Source organism: Aliisedimentitalea scapharcae, from assembly GCF_045277565.1.
In the GTDB taxonomy this organism is placed as follows: domain Bacteria; phylum Pseudomonadota; class Alphaproteobacteria; order Rhodobacterales; family Rhodobacteraceae; genus Aliisedimentitalea; species Aliisedimentitalea scapharcae.
On the sequence record NZ_CP123584.1, the window covers coordinates 2,832,229 to 2,849,241 of the forward strand.

General features: G+C 58.0%; 15 protein-coding genes and 1 pseudogene. 11 read left to right on the plus strand and 5 right to left on the minus strand.

Features of this window, described 5'->3' with window-relative positions:
• Positions 1-3: 3 nt before the first annotated feature.
• Entirely contained in the window at positions 4-1,257 is a 1,254-nt protein-coding gene (locus QEZ52_RS13320) for a sarcosine oxidase subunit beta family protein (RefSeq protein WP_406644851.1), read from the minus strand.
• Positions 1,258-1,441: 184 nt separating this feature from the next.
• Here QEZ52_RS13320 and QEZ52_RS13325 point away from each other — a divergent pair.
• Positions 1,442-1,876 (plus strand): annotated as a pseudogene (locus QEZ52_RS13325) (IS5/IS1182 family transposase); the annotation flags it as partial.
• Positions 1,877-2,584: 708 nt separating this feature from the next.
• Here the strand turns inward: QEZ52_RS13325 and QEZ52_RS13330 are convergent.
• Positions 2,585-4,015: a Glu/Leu/Phe/Val family dehydrogenase gene (locus QEZ52_RS13330; RefSeq protein ID WP_406644852.1), complete on the minus strand. Its 1,431-nt coding sequence runs from the start codon at positions 4,013-4,015 to the stop codon at positions 2,585-2,587.
• A 399-nt stretch (positions 4,016-4,414) separates the two neighbouring features.
• Here QEZ52_RS13330 and QEZ52_RS13335 point away from each other — a divergent pair, with 399 nt between their 5' ends.
• The 4 genes from QEZ52_RS13335 to QEZ52_RS13350 all read left to right on the plus strand — a co-directional run bounded on the left by QEZ52_RS13335 (position 4,415) and on the right by QEZ52_RS13350 (position 7,723).
• On the plus strand, positions 4,415-6,109 hold the full coding sequence (locus tag QEZ52_RS13335) for a pilus assembly protein TadG-related protein (protein ID WP_406644854.1): 1,695 nt from the start codon (positions 4,415-4,417) through the stop codon (positions 6,107-6,109).
• Positions 6,106-6,654, plus strand: coding sequence for a TadE/TadG family type IV pilus assembly protein (locus QEZ52_RS13340; RefSeq protein WP_406644855.1), 549 nt, complete (start codon positions 6,106-6,108; stop codon positions 6,652-6,654). The genes QEZ52_RS13335 and QEZ52_RS13340 overlap by 4 nt, the downstream gene beginning before the upstream one ends.
• A 4-nt stretch (positions 6,655-6,658) precedes the next feature.
• On the plus strand, positions 6,659-7,255 hold the full coding sequence (locus QEZ52_RS13345) for a TadE/TadG family type IV pilus assembly protein (RefSeq protein ID WP_406644856.1): 597 nt from the start codon (positions 6,659-6,661) through the stop codon (positions 7,253-7,255).
• A gap of 291 nt (positions 7,256-7,546) precedes the next feature.
• Positions 7,547-7,723 carry a hypothetical protein gene (locus QEZ52_RS13350; protein ID WP_406650476.1) on the plus strand — a complete coding sequence of 59 codons (177 nt, stop codon included), beginning with the start codon at positions 7,547-7,549 and terminating at the stop codon, positions 7,721-7,723.
• Positions 7,724-7,898: 175 nt separating this feature from the next.
• On the opposite strand, the gene QEZ52_RS13355 is transcribed toward QEZ52_RS13350, so the two are convergent.
• The gene (locus QEZ52_RS13355) at positions 7,899-8,855 is read right to left on the minus strand and encodes an NAD(P)-dependent oxidoreductase (RefSeq protein WP_406650478.1); all 957 of its coding nucleotides are present in this window, start codon (positions 8,853-8,855) and stop codon (positions 7,899-7,901) included.
• 122 nt (positions 8,856-8,977) lie between these two features.
• On the opposite strand from QEZ52_RS13355, the gene QEZ52_RS13360 reads away from it, so the two are divergent.
• Both QEZ52_RS13360 and QEZ52_RS13365 read left to right on the plus strand, forming a co-directional pair.
• Complete coding sequence (locus QEZ52_RS13360) at positions 8,978-9,856, plus strand: LysR family transcriptional regulator (RefSeq protein ID WP_406644857.1); 879 nt, start codon at positions 8,978-8,980, stop codon at positions 9,854-9,856.
• Between the two features lie 45 nt (positions 9,857-9,901).
• Positions 9,902-11,104 carry a 4Fe-4S double cluster binding domain-containing protein gene (locus QEZ52_RS13365; protein ID WP_406644859.1) on the plus strand — a complete coding sequence of 401 codons (1,203 nt, stop codon included), beginning with the start codon at positions 9,902-9,904 and terminating at the stop codon, positions 11,102-11,104.
• Positions 11,105-11,169: 65 nt separating this feature from the next.
• Here the strand turns inward: QEZ52_RS13365 and QEZ52_RS13370 are convergent, their stop codons facing one another.
• Positions 11,170-12,348, minus strand: coding sequence for an adenylate/guanylate cyclase domain-containing protein (locus QEZ52_RS13370; RefSeq protein ID WP_406644860.1), 1,179 nt, complete (start codon positions 12,346-12,348; stop codon positions 11,170-11,172).
• A gap of 138 nt (positions 12,349-12,486) precedes the next feature.
• Between QEZ52_RS13370 and QEZ52_RS13375 the strand changes: the two genes are divergently transcribed.
• Positions 12,487-13,398 (plus strand): pirin family protein, encoded by a 912-nt coding sequence (locus tag QEZ52_RS13375; RefSeq protein ID WP_406644861.1) that lies wholly within the window; start codon positions 12,487-12,489, stop codon positions 13,396-13,398.
• A 21-nt stretch (positions 13,399-13,419) separates the two neighbouring features.
• On the opposite strand, the gene QEZ52_RS13380 is transcribed toward QEZ52_RS13375, so the two are convergent.
• Positions 13,420-14,010 (minus strand): TetR/AcrR family transcriptional regulator, encoded by a 591-nt coding sequence (locus tag QEZ52_RS13380; protein ID WP_406644862.1) that lies wholly within the window; start codon positions 14,008-14,010, stop codon positions 13,420-13,422.
• A 99-nt stretch (positions 14,011-14,109) separates the two neighbouring features.
• Here QEZ52_RS13380 and QEZ52_RS13385 point away from each other — a divergent pair, with 99 nt between their 5' ends.
• From QEZ52_RS13385 to glpX, 3 genes are all read left to right on the plus strand, one after another.
• Positions 14,110-14,370: a hypothetical protein gene (locus QEZ52_RS13385; protein ID WP_406644864.1), complete on the plus strand. Its 261-nt coding sequence runs from the start codon at positions 14,110-14,112 to the stop codon at positions 14,368-14,370.
• A 178-nt stretch (positions 14,371-14,548) separates the two neighbouring features.
• The gene (locus QEZ52_RS13390; protein ID WP_406644865.1) at positions 14,549-15,835 is read left to right on the plus strand and encodes a homoserine dehydrogenase; all 1,287 of its coding nucleotides are present in this window, start codon (positions 14,549-14,551) and stop codon (positions 15,833-15,835) included.
• Between the two features lie 146 nt (positions 15,836-15,981).
• Entirely contained in the window at positions 15,982-16,944 is a 963-nt protein-coding gene (glpX, locus tag QEZ52_RS13395; protein ID WP_406644866.1) for a fructose-bisphosphatase class II family protein, read from the plus strand.
• Positions 16,945-17,013 lie beyond the last annotated feature (69 nt).

Sequence of the window (17,013 nt, forward strand, 5' to 3'; positions counted from 1 at the left end):
CGATCAATGCAGGTTATGTTGTGCACCGGTCCCCTCCTCATCCATCAGGTCATAGCCGGTCTCGAACCGGTCCAACTTGAATTTTGTGGCCGCGTCATGCGGCCGGTCCGTGGCGATCAGATGGGCAAAGCAATGGCCAGACGCCGGGGTCGCCTTGAACCCGCCATAACACCAGCCGGCGTTCAGATAGAGCCCGTCGATATGCGTTTTGTCGATGATCGGTGAGCCGTCCGGCGTCATGTCCATGATCCCACCCCAACTGCGCAGCAAACGCGCCTTGGCCACGGCCGGTACCATGGCAACACAGGTCTCCATCGTGTGCTCGACCATCGGCAAATTGCCCCGCGCCGCATAGGAGCTGTAGAAATCCAGGTAGGAACCGAACACCAACCCGCCCTTGTCCGACTGACTGATATACAGATGCCCTTCGGCAAAGGTGATCACATGGTCGATGATCGGTTTCAGCCCCTCAGACACAAACGCCTGCAACACATGGCTTTCGACAGGCAGGCGCATCCCCGCCATGGCCGCCACCTGACCGGATCGACCCGCCGCAGCCATGGCGACCTTTTTGGCCCGGATCGGCCCGCGTGAGGTCTGCACCCCGACGACTTTGCCGTTTTCAATGTCGATGCCGGTGACTTCGCAGTTCTGGATCAGGTCCACCCCACGTTGATCGGCACCACGGGCAAAACCCCAGGCCACCGCATCATGGCGCGCGGTGCCAGCCCGGCGCTGCAAAAGCGCACCCATGATCGGAAACCGGTTGTTGTCATAATTCAGGAACGGCACCATCTCCCGCAGCTGTTCGCGGCTGACCAGTTCAGCATCATCGCCTTGGTTGACGATGGCATTGCCGCGGCGCACCGCCCCGTCACGTTGGCCATCATTGTGATACAGGTTCAAAATCCCGCGCTGGGACATCATCGCGTTATAGTTCAGGTCCTGTTCCAACCCTTCCCACAGCTTCAGGGAATGGGAATAGAATTCGGAATTGCCCGGCAAAAAGTAGTTGGCCCGCACAATCGTGGTGTTGCGCCCGACGTTACCGCCCCCCAGATACCCTTTTTCCAGGACCGCGATGTTGGTCAGCCCGTGTTCCTTGGCCAGATAATATGCCGTGGCCAAACCATGGCCACCGCCACCGATGATCACTGCGTCGTATTCCGCCTTGGGCTGCGGATCACGCCAATGGGGTTTCCACCCCTTGTTGCCGGTCAACCCTTCTTTGAAAACACGCCAGCCTGAAAACCGCATGATCACTCTCCCCTTCGAACCCGAACCCCCAAGAGCGCGCGACGCGCCCGGTTCGCCCTCAACCTGTTGTCCCCCACCCATACCGGTCAGAGCAAGTAGATTTCGACGTCGACGTCACACGAACTAACCACATATGTCTAGTGCTAATTCCGTCACAGCATGTCGCAAAATAATCATGGTGACAAATTTCGGGAAACAGACGGGCCGCTGTAGTCGGATCTGGAGCAAGTTGCACATCTGGATGGATGAGGAACTGCTGGATGGTTGGGCCGGCTTCGTCACCAACAGCAGAATCGGGGATGCGCCCAGGCGACCCGATGTATTGAACCAAATCCCGCCGCCTAAGAATGCACAGACCTGGAACCCGACAGACGACGGAACCTGTGCCCGCAATGGCTCGGTCAATGCGTTGCAATATCCGGGCCGCAGCTGTGGCAACGTTGGGGCGGATGCCACCGCCACAGCCGCGTTGAACCGAAGATGCACTGTCTGAAACTCCTTGGCCAATCAAGGATGGCCAGGGGGTTTGAAAAGAAGGTCGCGGAAATCCAGATCCGCATCGCAGTCCTGAACCGCAGGTACGGATTTTGATATACCCATCACTGAGCCCGAAGGCTAAATCCGTCTGGGTTATGGGAGAGACCGAACATCACCCGAAGTGCGCAGCAAAGCCCCCGCAGCTGAACCACAAAGATCCCGCCCAAATGGTCCGTGCAAAACGCGCCCTGTGTTGCAATGGTCCCGCAGCGGGACCGGAGCCGTGGCAGCCTTGGGCATCTCCGACCTGTCGCGCCAAGAGACAATCCCGCAGGAGGCATTCAAGATGATGGAGCGACCGGTGGACCCGCGAGTTTTGGGAACCACGCGCGCATTATGGGCGGTTGGCAGCAGTGGGTAAGCGATCTGTGGATGATCTTTTAACCAGGAAAAAGATCGGGCTTGTCAGGTGGTCTTCAGGCCGAAACACCCCAGGCCGATCGCCTCCTTTTGTGGGACACTTTTCCTTTGTCCCAGCAGCGCTTGCGCGCCAGATGGCAGATTTGAGGATCACAGTGGCTGCGCGCGCCCGATCACGAAACTCTTAACTACGAAACTCTGTCAGCCACCTTTTCAAGGATCTGCAAAGAACATGGCAGAAACCCGACGAGAAAAGGCTATCCCGAAATGTGGCAGCATTGGCCGCGGCCAATCGGACGGGCCTAATCAGGATACCATGAGCACCATTGCCCAAGCCGCAGGGGCGGGCTCGTAAGAAGGTTTCAGTTTGGAAATCGAAACCGGCGCACCAGAAATCCTGCGCGCCGGTTTCCTATCGTTGTTTTCAGGCTTACAGCCCTTTGGCCCGGTAGCTCTTGGCCACCTTGTCGATGGACACCAGATAGGCGGCGGTGCGCAGGTCGGTGACATCGGCCCGGCTGTGCCAGACCTCGCGCATCGATTGATAGGCGATCCGCATCGTATCATCGAGCCCGGAGCGCACCAGCTCCAGCTCTCCTGCGCCGCGAAGGTATTTCTGTTTGAAATCCGGCGAAGGGGACCAAGCCTTGCCCATGGCATCGCTCAGGCTCTCCAGTTGATCCACCACCAACTGATGACGCGCCTCTTCCTGGCGGCGCTGCATCCGGCCAAAGCGGATATGGCTGAGGTTCTTGACCCATTCGAAATAGGACACCGTCACACCGCCGGCATTGGCGTACATGTCCGGAATGATCACAGTGCCTTTCTGGCGCAGGATATCATCCGCCCCTGCAGTCACCGGGCCATTTGCTGCTTCGATAATCAGGGGGGCCTTGATCCGGTCCGCGTTGGACAGATTGATCACCCCTTCCAGAGCCGCCGGAATCAGAATGTCGCATTCTTCCTCCAAAACGGCCGCGCCTTCGGCGGAATGGGTCGCATCCGGGAATCCTGAGACCCCGCCATGTTTGACGATCCAGTTGCGCACCCCTTCGACGTCCAGCCCATCGGGATTAAACAACGCACCATCGCGTTCGATAATGCCGGTCACCCTGCACCCATCTTCTTCGCTCAGGAATTTGGCGGCGTGATACCCCACATTGCCCAACCCCTGAACAATGACCCGCTTGCCATCCAGCGTGCCGGTCAGTCCGGCCTTTTCCATGTCGCGCGCGTCACGAAAGAACTCATGTAGGGCGTATTGCACCCCGCGCCCTGTCGCTTCGGTCCGGCCCTGGATCCCGCCGGCATTGATCGGCTTGCCCGTGACACAGGCGCGCCCGTTGATGTCCGTCGTGTTCATGCGCATGTATTGATCCGAGATCCACGCCATTTCCCGTTCCCCTGTCCCCATGTCGGGTGCAGGCACGTTTTGCGAGGGATGGATGAGATCCCGTTTGATCAGCTCATAGGCAAACCGGCGGGTGATCTGTTCCAGTTCATGTTCATCATATTGGCGCGGATCAATGCACAATCCGCCTTTGGACCCGCCAAAGGGTGCCTCGACCAGGGAACATTTATAGGTCATCAGCGCCGCCAGCGCTTCGACCTCGTCCTGGTTGACGGAGGGGGCGAAACGAATTCCGCCCTTGACCGGTTCCATATGTTCCGAATGCACGGATCGATACCCGGTAAACGTCTGGATCTGCCCCCGCAGGCGCACCCCGAACCGCACGGTATAGGTCGCATTACAAACCCGGATTTTCTCTTCCAAACCTGGTGGCAAATCCATCAGGGCAACCGCCCGATTGAACATCAAATCCACGCTCTCGCGGAAACTCGGTTCGTTGGCTCGCTGCATTCGGCAATTCTCCGTTGTTGAGGGGCAGGTCTCTTCTCAGAATGATTTTGTTCGACTCGGACCTTGTTCAGAATGTCTGTCCTACTATGACAACTTTCTTAAGAAGTGCGACCAATTTAGGCATTCCAAAAACTGAAAGTAAGACTTTGGACGCTCCCAAGACGCTGAATACCAGCGATTCGACCCTTCTGTCCCCGAACCGGAAACAGCAGACTGTCGATGTGCGGAATGTAAATTAAACACCCGGTAATTCACCACATTTCGCACAGATTTTGCCCAAATTCGGCCATGTTCCACAGGCAAAAAGTCGGAGACTAAGTGTATCTATTGCTTGCTTGCCCGATGCGGGTGGAAGAGGTCCCGATGTGTGTCCGTTACCTATTTGAAAAGGGGAATTCTGTGCGTCCACGCACCAGATTTCTCAACAAAATATCGGCTCACGGCAAACGCTTTGCGCGTGAAGAAGACGGAACTCTGCTGATTTTCGGCGTCTATGTGTTCCTGATGATTCTCATGATGGGCGGCATCGGAATTGACATGATGCGGTTCGAACGTGACCGCACCAATCTGCAATATACGCTGGACCGCGCGGTGTTGGCCGCGGCGGACCTTGATCAGACATTGGACCCGACCGATGTGGTCAACGACTATTTTGCCAAGGCGGGTTTGTCCGAATACCTATCTGGCGTGACCGTCTCAGAAGGTTTGGGATTCCGGAATGTGAACGCCACCGCCTCGGCCGACATCAAAACCCAGTTCATGCATATGGCCGGCGTCGATACGCTGTCTGCTCCTGCAACCAGCACAGCCGAAGAAAGCATCGGCAGCGTCGAAATCTCCCTGGTACTGGATGTGTCCGGGTCGATGAATTCGAACAGCCGTCTGACCAACCTCAAAAGCGCAGCGCGGGATTTCGTTGATCAGATGGTCGACAACACCGAAGACGGCAAGCTGTCGATGTCCATTGTTCCCTATGCCACCCAGGTGTCTTTGCCCGCAGAGTTCCTGGACCGGTTCAACGTCACCACCGAACACAGCTATTCCCATTGCGTGAATTTTGACGCTGTCGATTTCGACACCACCGAAATTGACGACAGCGTTGCGTTGGAACGCACCATGCATTTCGATATCTGGACACGTGGCAATTACAGCAGCCACGACCGGCGCCCCTATGGCGGCACAGTGAGTTACCCGATCTGCGAAGACTCCGGTGCCCGAGAGGCGTTGATCATGCAAAAGGATCGAAACGAGCTCAAGAATTACATCACAAACCTGTCGGCGCGTGGCAATACGTCCATCGACCTGGGGATGAAGTGGGGCACTGCCCTGCTGGATCCCAGTGTGCGCAGCGCCACCAATGCGATGATCGGTGACGGCCTTGTCCCCTCTGATTTTGCCGCCCGTCCCAGCGCCTTTAACGACTCGGATACGCTGAAGATCATCGTGTTGATGACAGATGGGCAGAATACGTCGCAATACTATGTGGATGACGATTATCGCACGGGCGGTTCCACAGTCTGGTGGAATGAAACAGCCCAAAGATATTCCGTCAGAAACCCGGCAAACGGTTTGTACTACTGGAAAAACGCAACGGACAGAGGCGACTCCGGAGATCTGGAAGCCGTTTCAAATTGGCAAGACCATCCGTATGGTAACGGCACATATACCAAATGTACTAGCTATCATTATTACTATGGATGCTATGACACCGAAGACGACCAACCCGAAAGCGGTTCATCGTATGAGTTGAGTTTTGCCGAACTCTGGGCCCGTACACCGGTCCAATTTGTCTGGAAAAGTATCATGGATCCGTGGATGGGCTATTATGACGCCCGCGACGAATGGTATTACGATGTGCGCCGCTATGTGAATTCCAGCACCAAGAATTCCCGCACCAAAGACATCTGTGATACGGCCAAGGACGCTGGGGCGATCGTGTTCACCATCGGTTTCGAAGCCCCCTATTCCGGCCAGGCCGTGCTGGCAGATTGTGCCAGCTCGGACGCCCATTACTTTGATGTGGACGGGTTGGAGATCTCCGAGGCCTTTTCGTCGATCGCATCGTCAATCCGCAAGTTGAGGTTGACCCAATGAGTATTGGTAAAAAGTTGCTGTCACGCCTCCCGCTCGGGCGGTTCGCCCGCGCCGAAGATGGCTCGGCTACCGTTGAATTTGCGATCACGTTTCCGGCGATGCTGTTTTTCCTGCTGTCGGGTGTGGAACTGGGGTTTGTCACCTTGCACCACGCCAGCCTTGAACGGGCGCTGGACATGACGGTGCGGGACATTCGCCTGGGCACCGGGTCAGCCCCCCAGCACGATGAGATCAAGGATCTGATCTGTGTTCGGGCCGGGTTCATCGAAAACTGTAGTGCGAACCTGAAGCTGGAAATGGTGTCGATGGATCCGTTCAACTGGACCGGGTTGGACACGGACGCCGATTGTACCGATGCATCCGAAGAAGTGGCTCCGGTGCGCAGTTTCGTCAACGGCCAGTCAAATGAACTGATGATTTTGCGCGCCTGCGCCAAAATTGATCCAATTTTCCCGACAACGGGTTTGGGTCAGAACATGGTCAAGGACGCCGCCGGGCAATACGCTCTGGTGTCGACCTCGGCCTTTGTTCAGGAACCGAGGTGATCTGATGTTGAAACGGCTCCTACAACGGCTCAGGGATTTTGCCCAACGCACCGACGGGAATGTGTCCGTGGAGTTCGTCCTGGCCATGCCCATGGTGTTCTGGTCCTTTATGGCCGTCTATGTCTTTTTTGACGGATACCGCCAGAGCACGGTGAATCTGAAATCCGCCTATACGATCAGCGATTTGCTGTCGCGTGAAACCAATGCGGTGGATGACGATTACATCGACAGCATGTATTCGCTGCTGCAGGTTCTGACACGGTCGCGTTCCGTGAGCAGGCTTCGCGTGACCGTCGTCCGCTGGGACGAAGATGACGCGCGCTACTATGTCGATTGGTCCGAAGCGCGTGGCTATGAAACCGTTCTGACCAATGCCACAATCAGCGGCTTTGAAGACGATCTGCCAATCATGCCAGACAACGAACGGGTCATTCTGGTCGAAACCCGCAATGTCTTTGTGCCATTGTTCAATGTCGGCATGGAAGACAAGAACCTGGATAACTTTGTCTTTTCACGCCCCAGATTTGCCCCCAAGCTGGACTTTGACGGACCATTGTCAGGCGGCGATGACCACGATGATTTGACCGGCGGGGACGTTTGACGTCACCCGAAACCGATACGACGGCGGGTCACCTTGGCAGTGGCCCGTTTTCTTTTTGATACAGTATCGCCGCGAGAATTTCGGCCATGGCCTTGCCCTGGGCACCCGGCGTCACCCCACCGACGCCGATCCGTCGCCCCATACGCCACCACAACCCGGGTTGCCAGACACGACCGTTCGATGATCGGGTCCGCACCAAAAACCCATGCGATGGTTTGAACGCAAAGAACCCGCGATCAATCCCGTCGATATCCTCAATCTCGGCAATCAGGGTTCCGTCCGAGCAGCGCAATTGCGTGTGCGTCAGCTCGATGGAATGTTCCGTCGCCTGCCACATCCGGACCGCGCTCCACAGCGCACCAACCCCGACCACCAGCAGAAACACCAGCCATTCGGGTTCAGGCGGCGAGGAAAGCGCCACATAAAGCACGGCGCTGCCCACCGACCCCAGCATCCCGACCCCCATGATCCGGCGCGGCGCAGATGCTTTCATTGTTGCCAGTATTTCGTCCGACATGTCCCTGCTCCCGGTCATATTCTGTTGTCACATACCGGGGCCATACCGCGAAACCGCCGGGACGAACAGCCCCGGCGCAGGATCCATTGGGGCAGTCCCGCAGGAATGCCCGACAGACGCGGGTGCCTATTCGGCCGCCGCACGCCGGATCTTGACCTCGTATCCCGGCTCTTCTGGTTCATCGTCAATCAGTTCCGTCGGAAACCCCGGCGCGGTAATCGACAGGCCCGTGGCCTCCTCCAGCCGTTCGATCATCCGATCGGATTGGGCGCGCTCGCCATAGCGACGTTGGCCGTCCTTCATCATCTCGATCATCACCGGAGACAATTCCAGCGGTACGTTGTTGCGATCCGCCAGGGTCTGGAACAGGCCAATGTCCTTCATCACCAGATCCATGGTGAAATTCACATCCCGCGATCCGGACAGGATCAGCTGGCTTTCGGTCTCATGCGCGAATGAATTCCCTGACGACATGGCAATCGCTTCGTAGGTCATTCCCAGATCCATGCCGCAGGCCTTCATTACCGTCAGCGCCTCGCAGACCGACAACAGGTTAATATTGGCCAGATAGTTGGTCATCACCTTGAGAATGCTGGAATTCCCAATCTCACCCACATGCAGAATCCGGCGACCCATCTTGGTCAGCAGCGGCAGGATCCGGTCAAAGGTTTCGCGTTCGCACCCGGCATAGATCGAGATATTTCCTGTATCTGCTCGGTGGCATCCCCCTGACACCGGACAGTCCACCGGATGACCGCCCCGTTCAGTGACCAACGCACCAAGACGTTTGACCTCGGCCACATCCGTGGTCGACATCTCCATCCAGATTTTGCCCGCCGTGACTTCCGGCAGCATCTCCTGCACCACTGCATCCGACGCCGCAGGCGACGGCAGGCATGTGATGACCGCATCACAGTCGCGCATCATCTGTGCCGGGCTTCCTCCGGCCTTGGCCCCCCGATCAACAAAGCTCTGCACCAGGTCCGCATCCAAATCGTGGACACATAGATCCACGCCATTGCGCAACAGCGATCCAGAGAGCTTGCCGCCTACATTGCCCAGGCCGATGAAGCCAACTTTCAGATCGGTACCCATCGCGTTCTCCTCATATCCGCGGGATTTCTTTATTACACCGGGCTAACTTGACCTTCGTTAAAAGAAAAACGAATAATAAAGCGATCTGACCCCTAAATTATTTGTGACATATGTCCGATCTTCCCAATCTTATCTGGCTGCGTGCCTTCGAAGCTTCGGCCCGGTTGCGCAGTTTTACCGCCGCAGCTGATGAGCTGGGCCTGACCCAGGCCGCCGTCAGCCACCAGATCCGCAGTCTCGAAAAGAACTTTGGCGTGACTCTTTTCATCCGGCGGGCCCGGCATCTGGAACTGACCGAAATCGGCCACGCGTATTACCCATCCATTTCCCAGGCCTTGGATGACATTGCCTATTCAACGCGCGGGCTGATTGGTCCCGGATCCGCGCCGGCCGTTACCTTGCGGGTGCCGATTTCGACGGCTGTTTTGTGTGTTGCGCCGCGATTGGGCGCTTTTCACGCGACGCATCCCAACATACGGGTCCGGCTGGTCTCGGCCGTCTGGGCCGACAGCACATCCGATACCGAGGTGGATATTGACGTGCGATTGGGACCATCCAGCTGGTTTGATCGTCGGGCGCATCTGCTGTCGACCGAAACCGTCATCCCGGTGGCCAGCCCCACCCAGGCCCCACAGCTGACTCGACTGACAGACCTGTTTTCGCAAACCCTGATTCACATACATGGCAACCAGGATCACTGGTTGCGCCTGTCCAAACACCAGAACATACCCTTGGAGGACCGGAAAACCGCGCTTTTTGTCGACACGACACTGGCCGCGATCGAGCTGGCTGCATCAGGAGCAGGCGCAGCAATGGTCATGCGGCGATACGCAGAAATGCCGTTTGCGCAAAACCGGCTGGCACAGGTCGGAGCGGCTGAGATCCCCATGGGTCAGGGGCATTATCTGATGCCCACCGTTGGCGAGAGACCAAAAACCAACGAAGTCACCCTTGTAAGGGATTGGATCACGTCGGTCTTTGAAGCATGAAATACATCTCTTGCGCCCAGTATTTTCCCCCGATACGGTCACCACATGGCATGGCCCCAGAACACTCCTCCACACCGCGATGACGATGCCCGCGCCGGGATCGACGTCACCGATGATTTCGAACGATTTTCTCAACGCAACGACGTTTTTACCCGGGCGTTCTGGGATGATCGGGTAAAATCCAAACACACCAAAAAATTCTTTTCTTCCTACCGGATGGAAGCCGCGCCACGCCGCGGTGACGGGTTCACCCAACGCGACTTTGCCCTGCGCAATGCCGCTTGGCTGATTTCAGACATTGTTTCCAATCGCAAAGCATCCGAGGGGCTGCGCGAAGGGTTTCAGGCACCGATCCAACCCGACACTCCGGTGGCCTCGGACGCGCTGGAGATCGACGATCCGGCCAAGATGTCGGTGGAAATCAAACGGATTTCCAAATTCTTTGGTGCCGACCTCTGTGGCATTACAGACTTTGATGAACGCTGGCTCTACAGCGCCCGGGTTGACGCACGCGATTTCTCCGAAGCGCCGCATGAACTGCCCCAAGGATTGAATTCCGTCATCGTGCTGGGCCACGAAATGGACAAGGATCTGGTGGCCACCTACCCATCCGCCCTGGCAGGAGCGGCAACCGGTCGGGAATACAGTCACGAAGCTGCGATCGTGATGCAGCTTGCTGCCTACATTCGAAACCTCGGCTACGAAGCGGTGCCCTCGATGAACGACACCGGCCTGGTGATTCCCTATGCGGTCAAGGCGGGTCTAGGGGAATACGCCCGCAACCAGATGGTGATAACACCCGAATTCGGACCTCGGTTGCGGTTTTCAAAAATCTTCACCAATCTGCCGCTTTCTCATGATGTTGCTCAACCGCGTGGCGTAAAGTCCTTTTGTGACATCTGCACCAAATGCGCAGACGCCTGCCCGGTCAAGGCGTTGCCCTTTGGTCCCCCAGAGGTGGGCGGGCACAATGTGTCAGCCATCAAAGGCGTCCGAAAATGGACGTCGGACGCTGAAAAGTGCTTCTCCTTTTGGGCCAAAATGGCCTCGGATTGCGCAATCTGCATGCGGGTTTGCCCTTTTAACCGGGACTATGACCGCCTGCGGGATAGATTATGGTTGAAGCTGGCCTTGTCTCCGCTGCGCAAGCTGGCGCTGCGGTTGAGCAAAGGGCATGGAGCCCGGACCAAACCGGGAGACTGGTGGGCTCCGGCCAACCGCTCCCCAAAACGCGACCAAGAGTTTTAGAAAAAACTCTTGGCAAATTTCTTAGATAAGAAATTTGCGCCTGGGACGACCGAAGGCGCGACGGATCAAACCGCATAGACAATTTCAAGCTGGCTCAGCCCCTTTAACCGATGGGCCCCACAGCTTCGTCCGGGTATCCGCAACCGGGTTCTGAACTGCGAAAACACCAGCAAAGGTTCGTCCAGGCTGCTGCAAAGCCCTGCCAATCGTGCGACCAAATTCACGTCCCGGCCAATCACCGTGTAATCCAGCCGCATTCCGGCCCCGACATTTCCAAAGGCCACCTCGCCAGCATGAAGGGCGATTCCGACGTCGAAGGTGGGTTCTCCGCTGCGCTGTCTCACTCGGGCCAATACTTCCCGGGCCGCGACCAGCGCACGTTCACAGGCATCCTCTTCGCCGTCCTGGACCCGAAAAATGGCCAGCACACCGTCCCCCATGAATTTCAAGACCTCACCGCCCGCCTCTTCGACAGGTGGCACAACACAATCAAAATAGGCGTTCAACAGATCGGTGGCCGCGCGGGCGCTCATCTCGGCCGTCAGTTCTGTAAACCTGCGCATGTCGGCCAACAGGATCACCGCACGGATGTGCATGACGTCGCCGCGATGCACGTCGCCAGACAGGATGCGCCTGTGCGGTTCCTCCCCTACATAGATCCGCAACACCTCTTGCATGGAGCGTGAGGTCGCCAGAATATCCTGACAGGCCGCCAGCGCCGGGAAAACCGCGCGCAAGAAGGCCAGATCCGTTTTTGAAAATCCCTCAGGTGCACGGGTGGCAAAACTGAAAGTGCCGTTGCGCCCCATCTTCATAAAGACAGGGGCCATCACATATTGGGTGTACCCGTCCTGTTTCAGTTCGGCCACGATCCCATATCTATCATCTGGCGTTTCCGGCAGCCACAAATCGACCCATTGGCCTGTGCGGTGCACGTCTGCGGCCGGAGAATGCGCATAGCCTTCGCCGCTATCGTCTGAGTATGGAAACAGAAAACTGCGTGTCCCCTTGCCCAGCTCCCAGAACCGGGCGCTTGCCACGGCTTCGGCATGCAGGAGCGACACAATGGACGTGGCTCGTTCCAACGGAACCCCTGCGGCGCGGATGCGTTCGGACATGGCAATCAGCACATCATCGGCATCTGCCAGGAGCAGGGCTTCGCCCAGCATGAAATCAATCAACTCCAAGGCTGCCACCAACGTGTCAGACGGCAAACTGGCCAGAATTTCCGATGAACGGGTCATGCCTCCAGGATACCCTGATGTCATCCAACCCGACAAGGGACCTGTGCAAACCTGCACACAGCCCCTGCCCGCGGGACTGTTGTTTCGGACCAACGCAGCGATACGTATAGAACAACCACAGTCACAGGAGACACCACCATGTCCATCCGCCCCGTTCTGGAAACACGCCCGGCCCACCCCACGCTCGAAGGGGCTGGCGTCAAGCTGCACCGCGCGTTCGGCTTTCAGGATCCGACCGAATTGGATCCCTTCCTGTTGTTTGACGATTTTCGCAATGACCGCCCCGAGGATTTTGCCAAAGGCTTTCCGTGGCACCCCCATCGCGGCATTGAAACGATCACATATGTGTTGTCAGGCAGCGTCACCCATGAGGATTCTCTAGGCAACACCGGAGCCCTGGGTGCAGGAGACGTTCAGTGGATGACTGCTGGTTCCGGAATCATGCACCAGGAAATGCCAACGGCCAGCGCGACCGGCCAGATGCATGGCTTTCAGCTCTGGGGCAATTTACCCGCAGCGCAAAAAATGACCGACCCGCGGTATCAGGACGTCCAGGCCAAAGAGATTCCGCATGTCATTGATGACGACGGTACATTGGTCAAAATCATCGTGGGATCCTTCTGGGGCAAGACTGGCCCGGTCGACGGAATCGCGGCCGATCCACAATATTTGGACGTGACCATCCCGGCAGGGGTGCGCAAGACGCTGCCCATCGACACCTATCGCCGCGCTTTTGCCTATGTGTTCGAAGGGGCCGGTGCCTTTGTCGATGCCGCACGCCCGACCGGTGTGTTGTTGGAAAAGGAAGTCCTGGGGCAAGAGCTCAACATCCGAGACATGTCCGGGAACCGCACATTGGTGCGATTTGGCAGCGGGGATGAGATCACTGTTCAGGCCGGACCAGAGGGGGTGCGGTTTCTGCTGATCACCGGTGCCCCGATCCAGGAACCTGTGGCCTGGCACGGCCCCATCGTGATGAACACCCGCGACGAATTGAAGACTGCCATGCAGGACTTGCGCAATGGGACTTTTATCAAGGCTGCTCACTGAACCCAGGTGCGCCCCGGACGTTCAGTTCGGGGCGACCACCTTGTGCACCATGTCCCAATAGATCGCTTCGACCTGATCCAGCGACAAACGCCCGCCCGCCCGATACCAGGTATTGACCCCGTTCAGCATCGCGATCACCGCCAAGGTGGCGATTTTTGTGTCGGGCACATGGAACACACCCTGATCGACCCCCGCCTTCAGGATCATCTCCAGCGCGTCTTCATATTGACCACGCAGGGTTTCGATTTCTGTGAAATTCTCCGGCGACAGGTTGCGCAGCTCCATATAGGCGATGAACACCGCATCGGCGCGTTCCAAATGGAACCGGATGTGAAACCCCGTGAACACGCGCAGTTGCTCCATCGCATCTACCGGCAGATCCTGACCGCGCCACGTGGCAAGAAGGTCCTGCATGTGGCCCCGCATCAGCCCAAACAACATGCTTTGTTTGTCGGGCGTGTAATTGTACAACGCGCCCGCTTGCACACCGACCTCTTTGGCGATCTGGCGCATGGATACCGCAGCATAGCCATGCTGAGCAAACAACCTGAGCGCCGCTGTCTGGATACGCGGTCCGGTGATATCGGAATGGGAACCTTGGGTACGTGCCATGGCGTCACGCTATCTGAACAGATGTTCAGAAAAAACCCCTGCTTGCGCCTTTTGTCTCAAAAGGGCATCAAGATCCCGAGAAACGAGGAAACAAACGTCATGCATTCTGGTCGCCTGCCCGCCACTTTGGTGCTTGCCTGCACTGTTGCCATGATCGGATGCACCCGCGTGCCCGAAATCGAAGAACGGGTTTCCGACGACATGAGAAATGCCGATTATCCTGAATTGGTGACACTGGACAGCGCGCTGGAAACGCTTCCGCGCCCAAATCAGGCCGGGCAGGAATTGGAACAGGCTCTAGCGGCACGCAGTGCCCGATTACAGCGACGCGCCGATCAGCTGCGCAGCACGACCCAATAAACGCCTGATGATCTCCCGTTGACTTCTTATGGCCACGGTTGCTGAAAAATCGCGGTTTCCCACCCCCTGCCCCGACCCGCGACGTTGCACCCATGCGTCGAACCCGCTAAGGCGGTTCCAAGACCCGGTTCAGGCCGAATACGGTCCCCTAATCAACTACTCATAAGGACTTTCCACCATGTCTCAGCCCCTTCGTCTTGGTATTGCAGGTTTGGGCACGGTCGGCGTCGGCGTCGTCAAGATTGTCCGCCGTCAGGCTGCCATGCTGGAGGCCCGAACTGGCCGGTCCGTTCAAATTGTGGCGGTGAGCGCCCGCGACGCCTCCAAGGACCGCGGTGTGGGTCTGGGCGGATATGCCTGGGAAACCGACCCGGTCGCACTGGCCAAACGTGATGACATCGACGTGTTCGTCGAACTGATGGGGGGCCACGAAGGCGCGGCCAAGGACGCGACCGAGGCCGCATTGGCAACTGGCAAGGATGTGGTCACCGCCAACAAGGCGTTGCTGGCCCATCATGGCCAGGCGTTGGCCGAACAGGCCGAAGCTGCTGGCCGGGTGATCCGGTTCGAAGCCGCCGTCGCCGGTGGCATCCCTGTGATCAAATCCCTGACCGAAGGGCTGGCAGGGAACGAAATAACCCGCGTCATGGGCGTGATGAATGGCACCTGCAACTATATCCTCACCCGGATGCAGGACGCGGGGCTGCCCTATGACGACGTATTCGAAGAAGCCAACCAACTGGGCTATCTCGAAGCCGATCCGACACTGGACGTTGGCGGCATTGACGCAGGGCACAAGCTGTCGCTGCTATCGTCGATCGCATTTGGTGCCAAGGTGAACTTTGACGGGGTCGAGCTGGAAGGCATCCAGAGGATTTCGATCGAAGACATCGACCAGGCTGCCAGCATGGGTTTCAAGATCAAACTGCTGGGCGTGGCGCAGTTGTCGGGCCGTGGCCTGGAACAGCGCATGTCGCCATGTCTGGTGCCCGCCGACAGCCCACTGGGTCAGCTGAAGGGCGGCACCAACATGGTGGTGATCGAAGGCGACGCAGTGGAACAGATTGTTCTACGCGGACCCGGTGCCGGCGAGGGCCCCACGGCCAGCGCCGTGATGGGTGACATCTGCGACCTTGCGCGCGGGTTTCGGGTCGCGACCTTTGGTCAGCCCGCCGAAACGCTCAAGGACATCGAAGCTGCCAGTTCGAACTCCCCTGCTCCCTATTATGTCCGTCTGCTGCTCGAAGATCGCCCCGGTGCCATGGCCAAAGTCGCCACCGCCCTGGGGGATGCAGGTGTCAGCATCGACCGGATGCGTCAGACCCAACACGACGACCAGCAGGCCCCTGTGATCATCGTCACCCACAAGACCCAACGTCGCGATCTGGACGCGGCGCTGGAAGCCATGCACGGCACCGGCGTCATGGCCGGGGACCCTGTGGCCCTGCGGATCGAAACCGTCTGACCGCGCAATATTCCCTGTGGCAGGCTGGTTTCTGCCACAGGAACCGTCATTTCACCGCGTGAACCATCAGTTTTGCGCAAACATGCTTGAGAATCCCGGCCCGCTTGCGCTAGAGGGGCTGGAACCCAATCTGCAAGGACTTTTCTATGTCTCCCCAAGCCGAATTTCATGACCGCATGCTTTCCCTTGGCCTGGCCCGTGTGGCTGAACAGGCTGCCCTGGCATCTGCCAAACTGGTGGGGCGTGGAGACGAGAAAGCCGCCGATCAGGCCGCGGTCAACGCCATGCGCGAACAGTTGAACCTGCTGGACATCGCAGGAGTCGTGGTCATCGGCGAAGGCGAACGGGACGAAGCACCGATGCTGTTCATCGGCGAAGAAGTGGGCACCGGCAACGGTCCCGGCGTCGATATCGCCCTGGACCCGTTGGAAGGCACCACGCTGACCGCCAAGGACATGCCCAATGCGCTGACCGTCATCGCCATGGGCCCACGCGGGTCGATGTTGCACGCGCCGGACACCTATATGGACAAACTGGCCATCGGCCCCGGTTATGCCGACGGCGTCGTATCCCTGGACATGACGCCCGCCGAACGGGTTCAGGCGCTGGCGGCTGCCAAGGGTTGTGACGCCTCGGACATCACCGTCTGTATTCTGGAACGCCCCCGCCACGAAGAAATGATCGCCGAAGTGCGCTCTACGGGTGCCGCAATCCGCCTGATCACCGATGGCGACGTCGCAGGCGTCATGCACTGCGCCGAAAGCGATGTGACCGGCATCGACATGTACATGGGCCAAGGCGGCGCACCTGAAGGTGTTCTGGCCGCGGCAGCGCTGAAATGCATGGGCGGGCAGATCTATTGCCGCCTGGTGTTCCGCAATGACGACGAACGCGGCCGTGCCGCCAAGGCCGGGATCACCGACCTGGACCGGATTTATTCGCGCGACGAAATGGTCACCCAAGATGTGATCTTTGCCGCGACCGGTGTCACCGGCGGTACCTTGGTGCCTGGCATCAAACGCGAACCCGGATGGGTGGAAACCACCACATTGCTGATGCGTTCAAAAACCGGATCCGTGCGTCGCATGAGCTATCGCACACCGGTTTGATCCCTGATCACGCGGGAAAGCGGCTTGCGCCGCTGCCTCTGGCAGGGATATTTTTGGCCAGATGAAGGG

Bases quoted from the DNA above. Each gene is read 5' to 3' on its own strand.
- QEZ52_RS13340 (WP_406644855.1), top strand. From the start codon at position 6,106: ATGAGTATTGGTAAAAAGTTGCTGTCACGCCTCCCGCTCGGGCGGTTC.
- glpX (WP_406644866.1), top strand. From the start codon at position 15,982: ATGTCTCCCCAAGCCGAATTTCATGACCGCATGCTTTCCCTTGGCCTG.
- QEZ52_RS13345 (WP_406644856.1), top strand. From the start codon at position 6,659: ATGTTGAAACGGCTCCTACAACGGCTCAGGGATTTTGCCCAACGCACC.
- QEZ52_RS13320 (WP_406644851.1), bottom strand. From the start codon at position 1,257: ATGCGGTTTTCAGGCTGGCGTGTTTTCAAAGAAGGGTTGACCGGCAAC.
- QEZ52_RS13390 (WP_406644865.1), top strand. From the start codon at position 14,549: ATGTCTCAGCCCCTTCGTCTTGGTATTGCAGGTTTGGGCACGGTCGGC.
- QEZ52_RS13385 (WP_406644864.1), top strand. From the start codon at position 14,110: ATGCATTCTGGTCGCCTGCCCGCCACTTTGGTGCTTGCCTGCACTGTT.
- QEZ52_RS13365 (WP_406644859.1), top strand. From the start codon at position 9,902: ATGGCATGGCCCCAGAACACTCCTCCACACCGCGATGACGATGCCCGC.
- QEZ52_RS13360 (WP_406644857.1), top strand. From the start codon at position 8,978: ATGTCCGATCTTCCCAATCTTATCTGGCTGCGTGCCTTCGAAGCTTCG.
- QEZ52_RS13380 (WP_406644862.1), bottom strand. From the start codon at position 14,010: ATGGCACGTACCCAAGGTTCCCATTCCGATATCACCGGACCGCGTATC.
- QEZ52_RS13370 (WP_406644860.1), bottom strand. From the start codon at position 12,348: ATGACCCGTTCATCGGAAATTCTGGCCAGTTTGCCGTCTGACACGTTG.
- QEZ52_RS13330 (WP_406644852.1), bottom strand. From the start codon at position 4,015: ATGCAGCGAGCCAACGAACCGAGTTTCCGCGAGAGCGTGGATTTGATG.
- QEZ52_RS13375 (WP_406644861.1), top strand. From the start codon at position 12,487: ATGTCCATCCGCCCCGTTCTGGAAACACGCCCGGCCCACCCCACGCTC.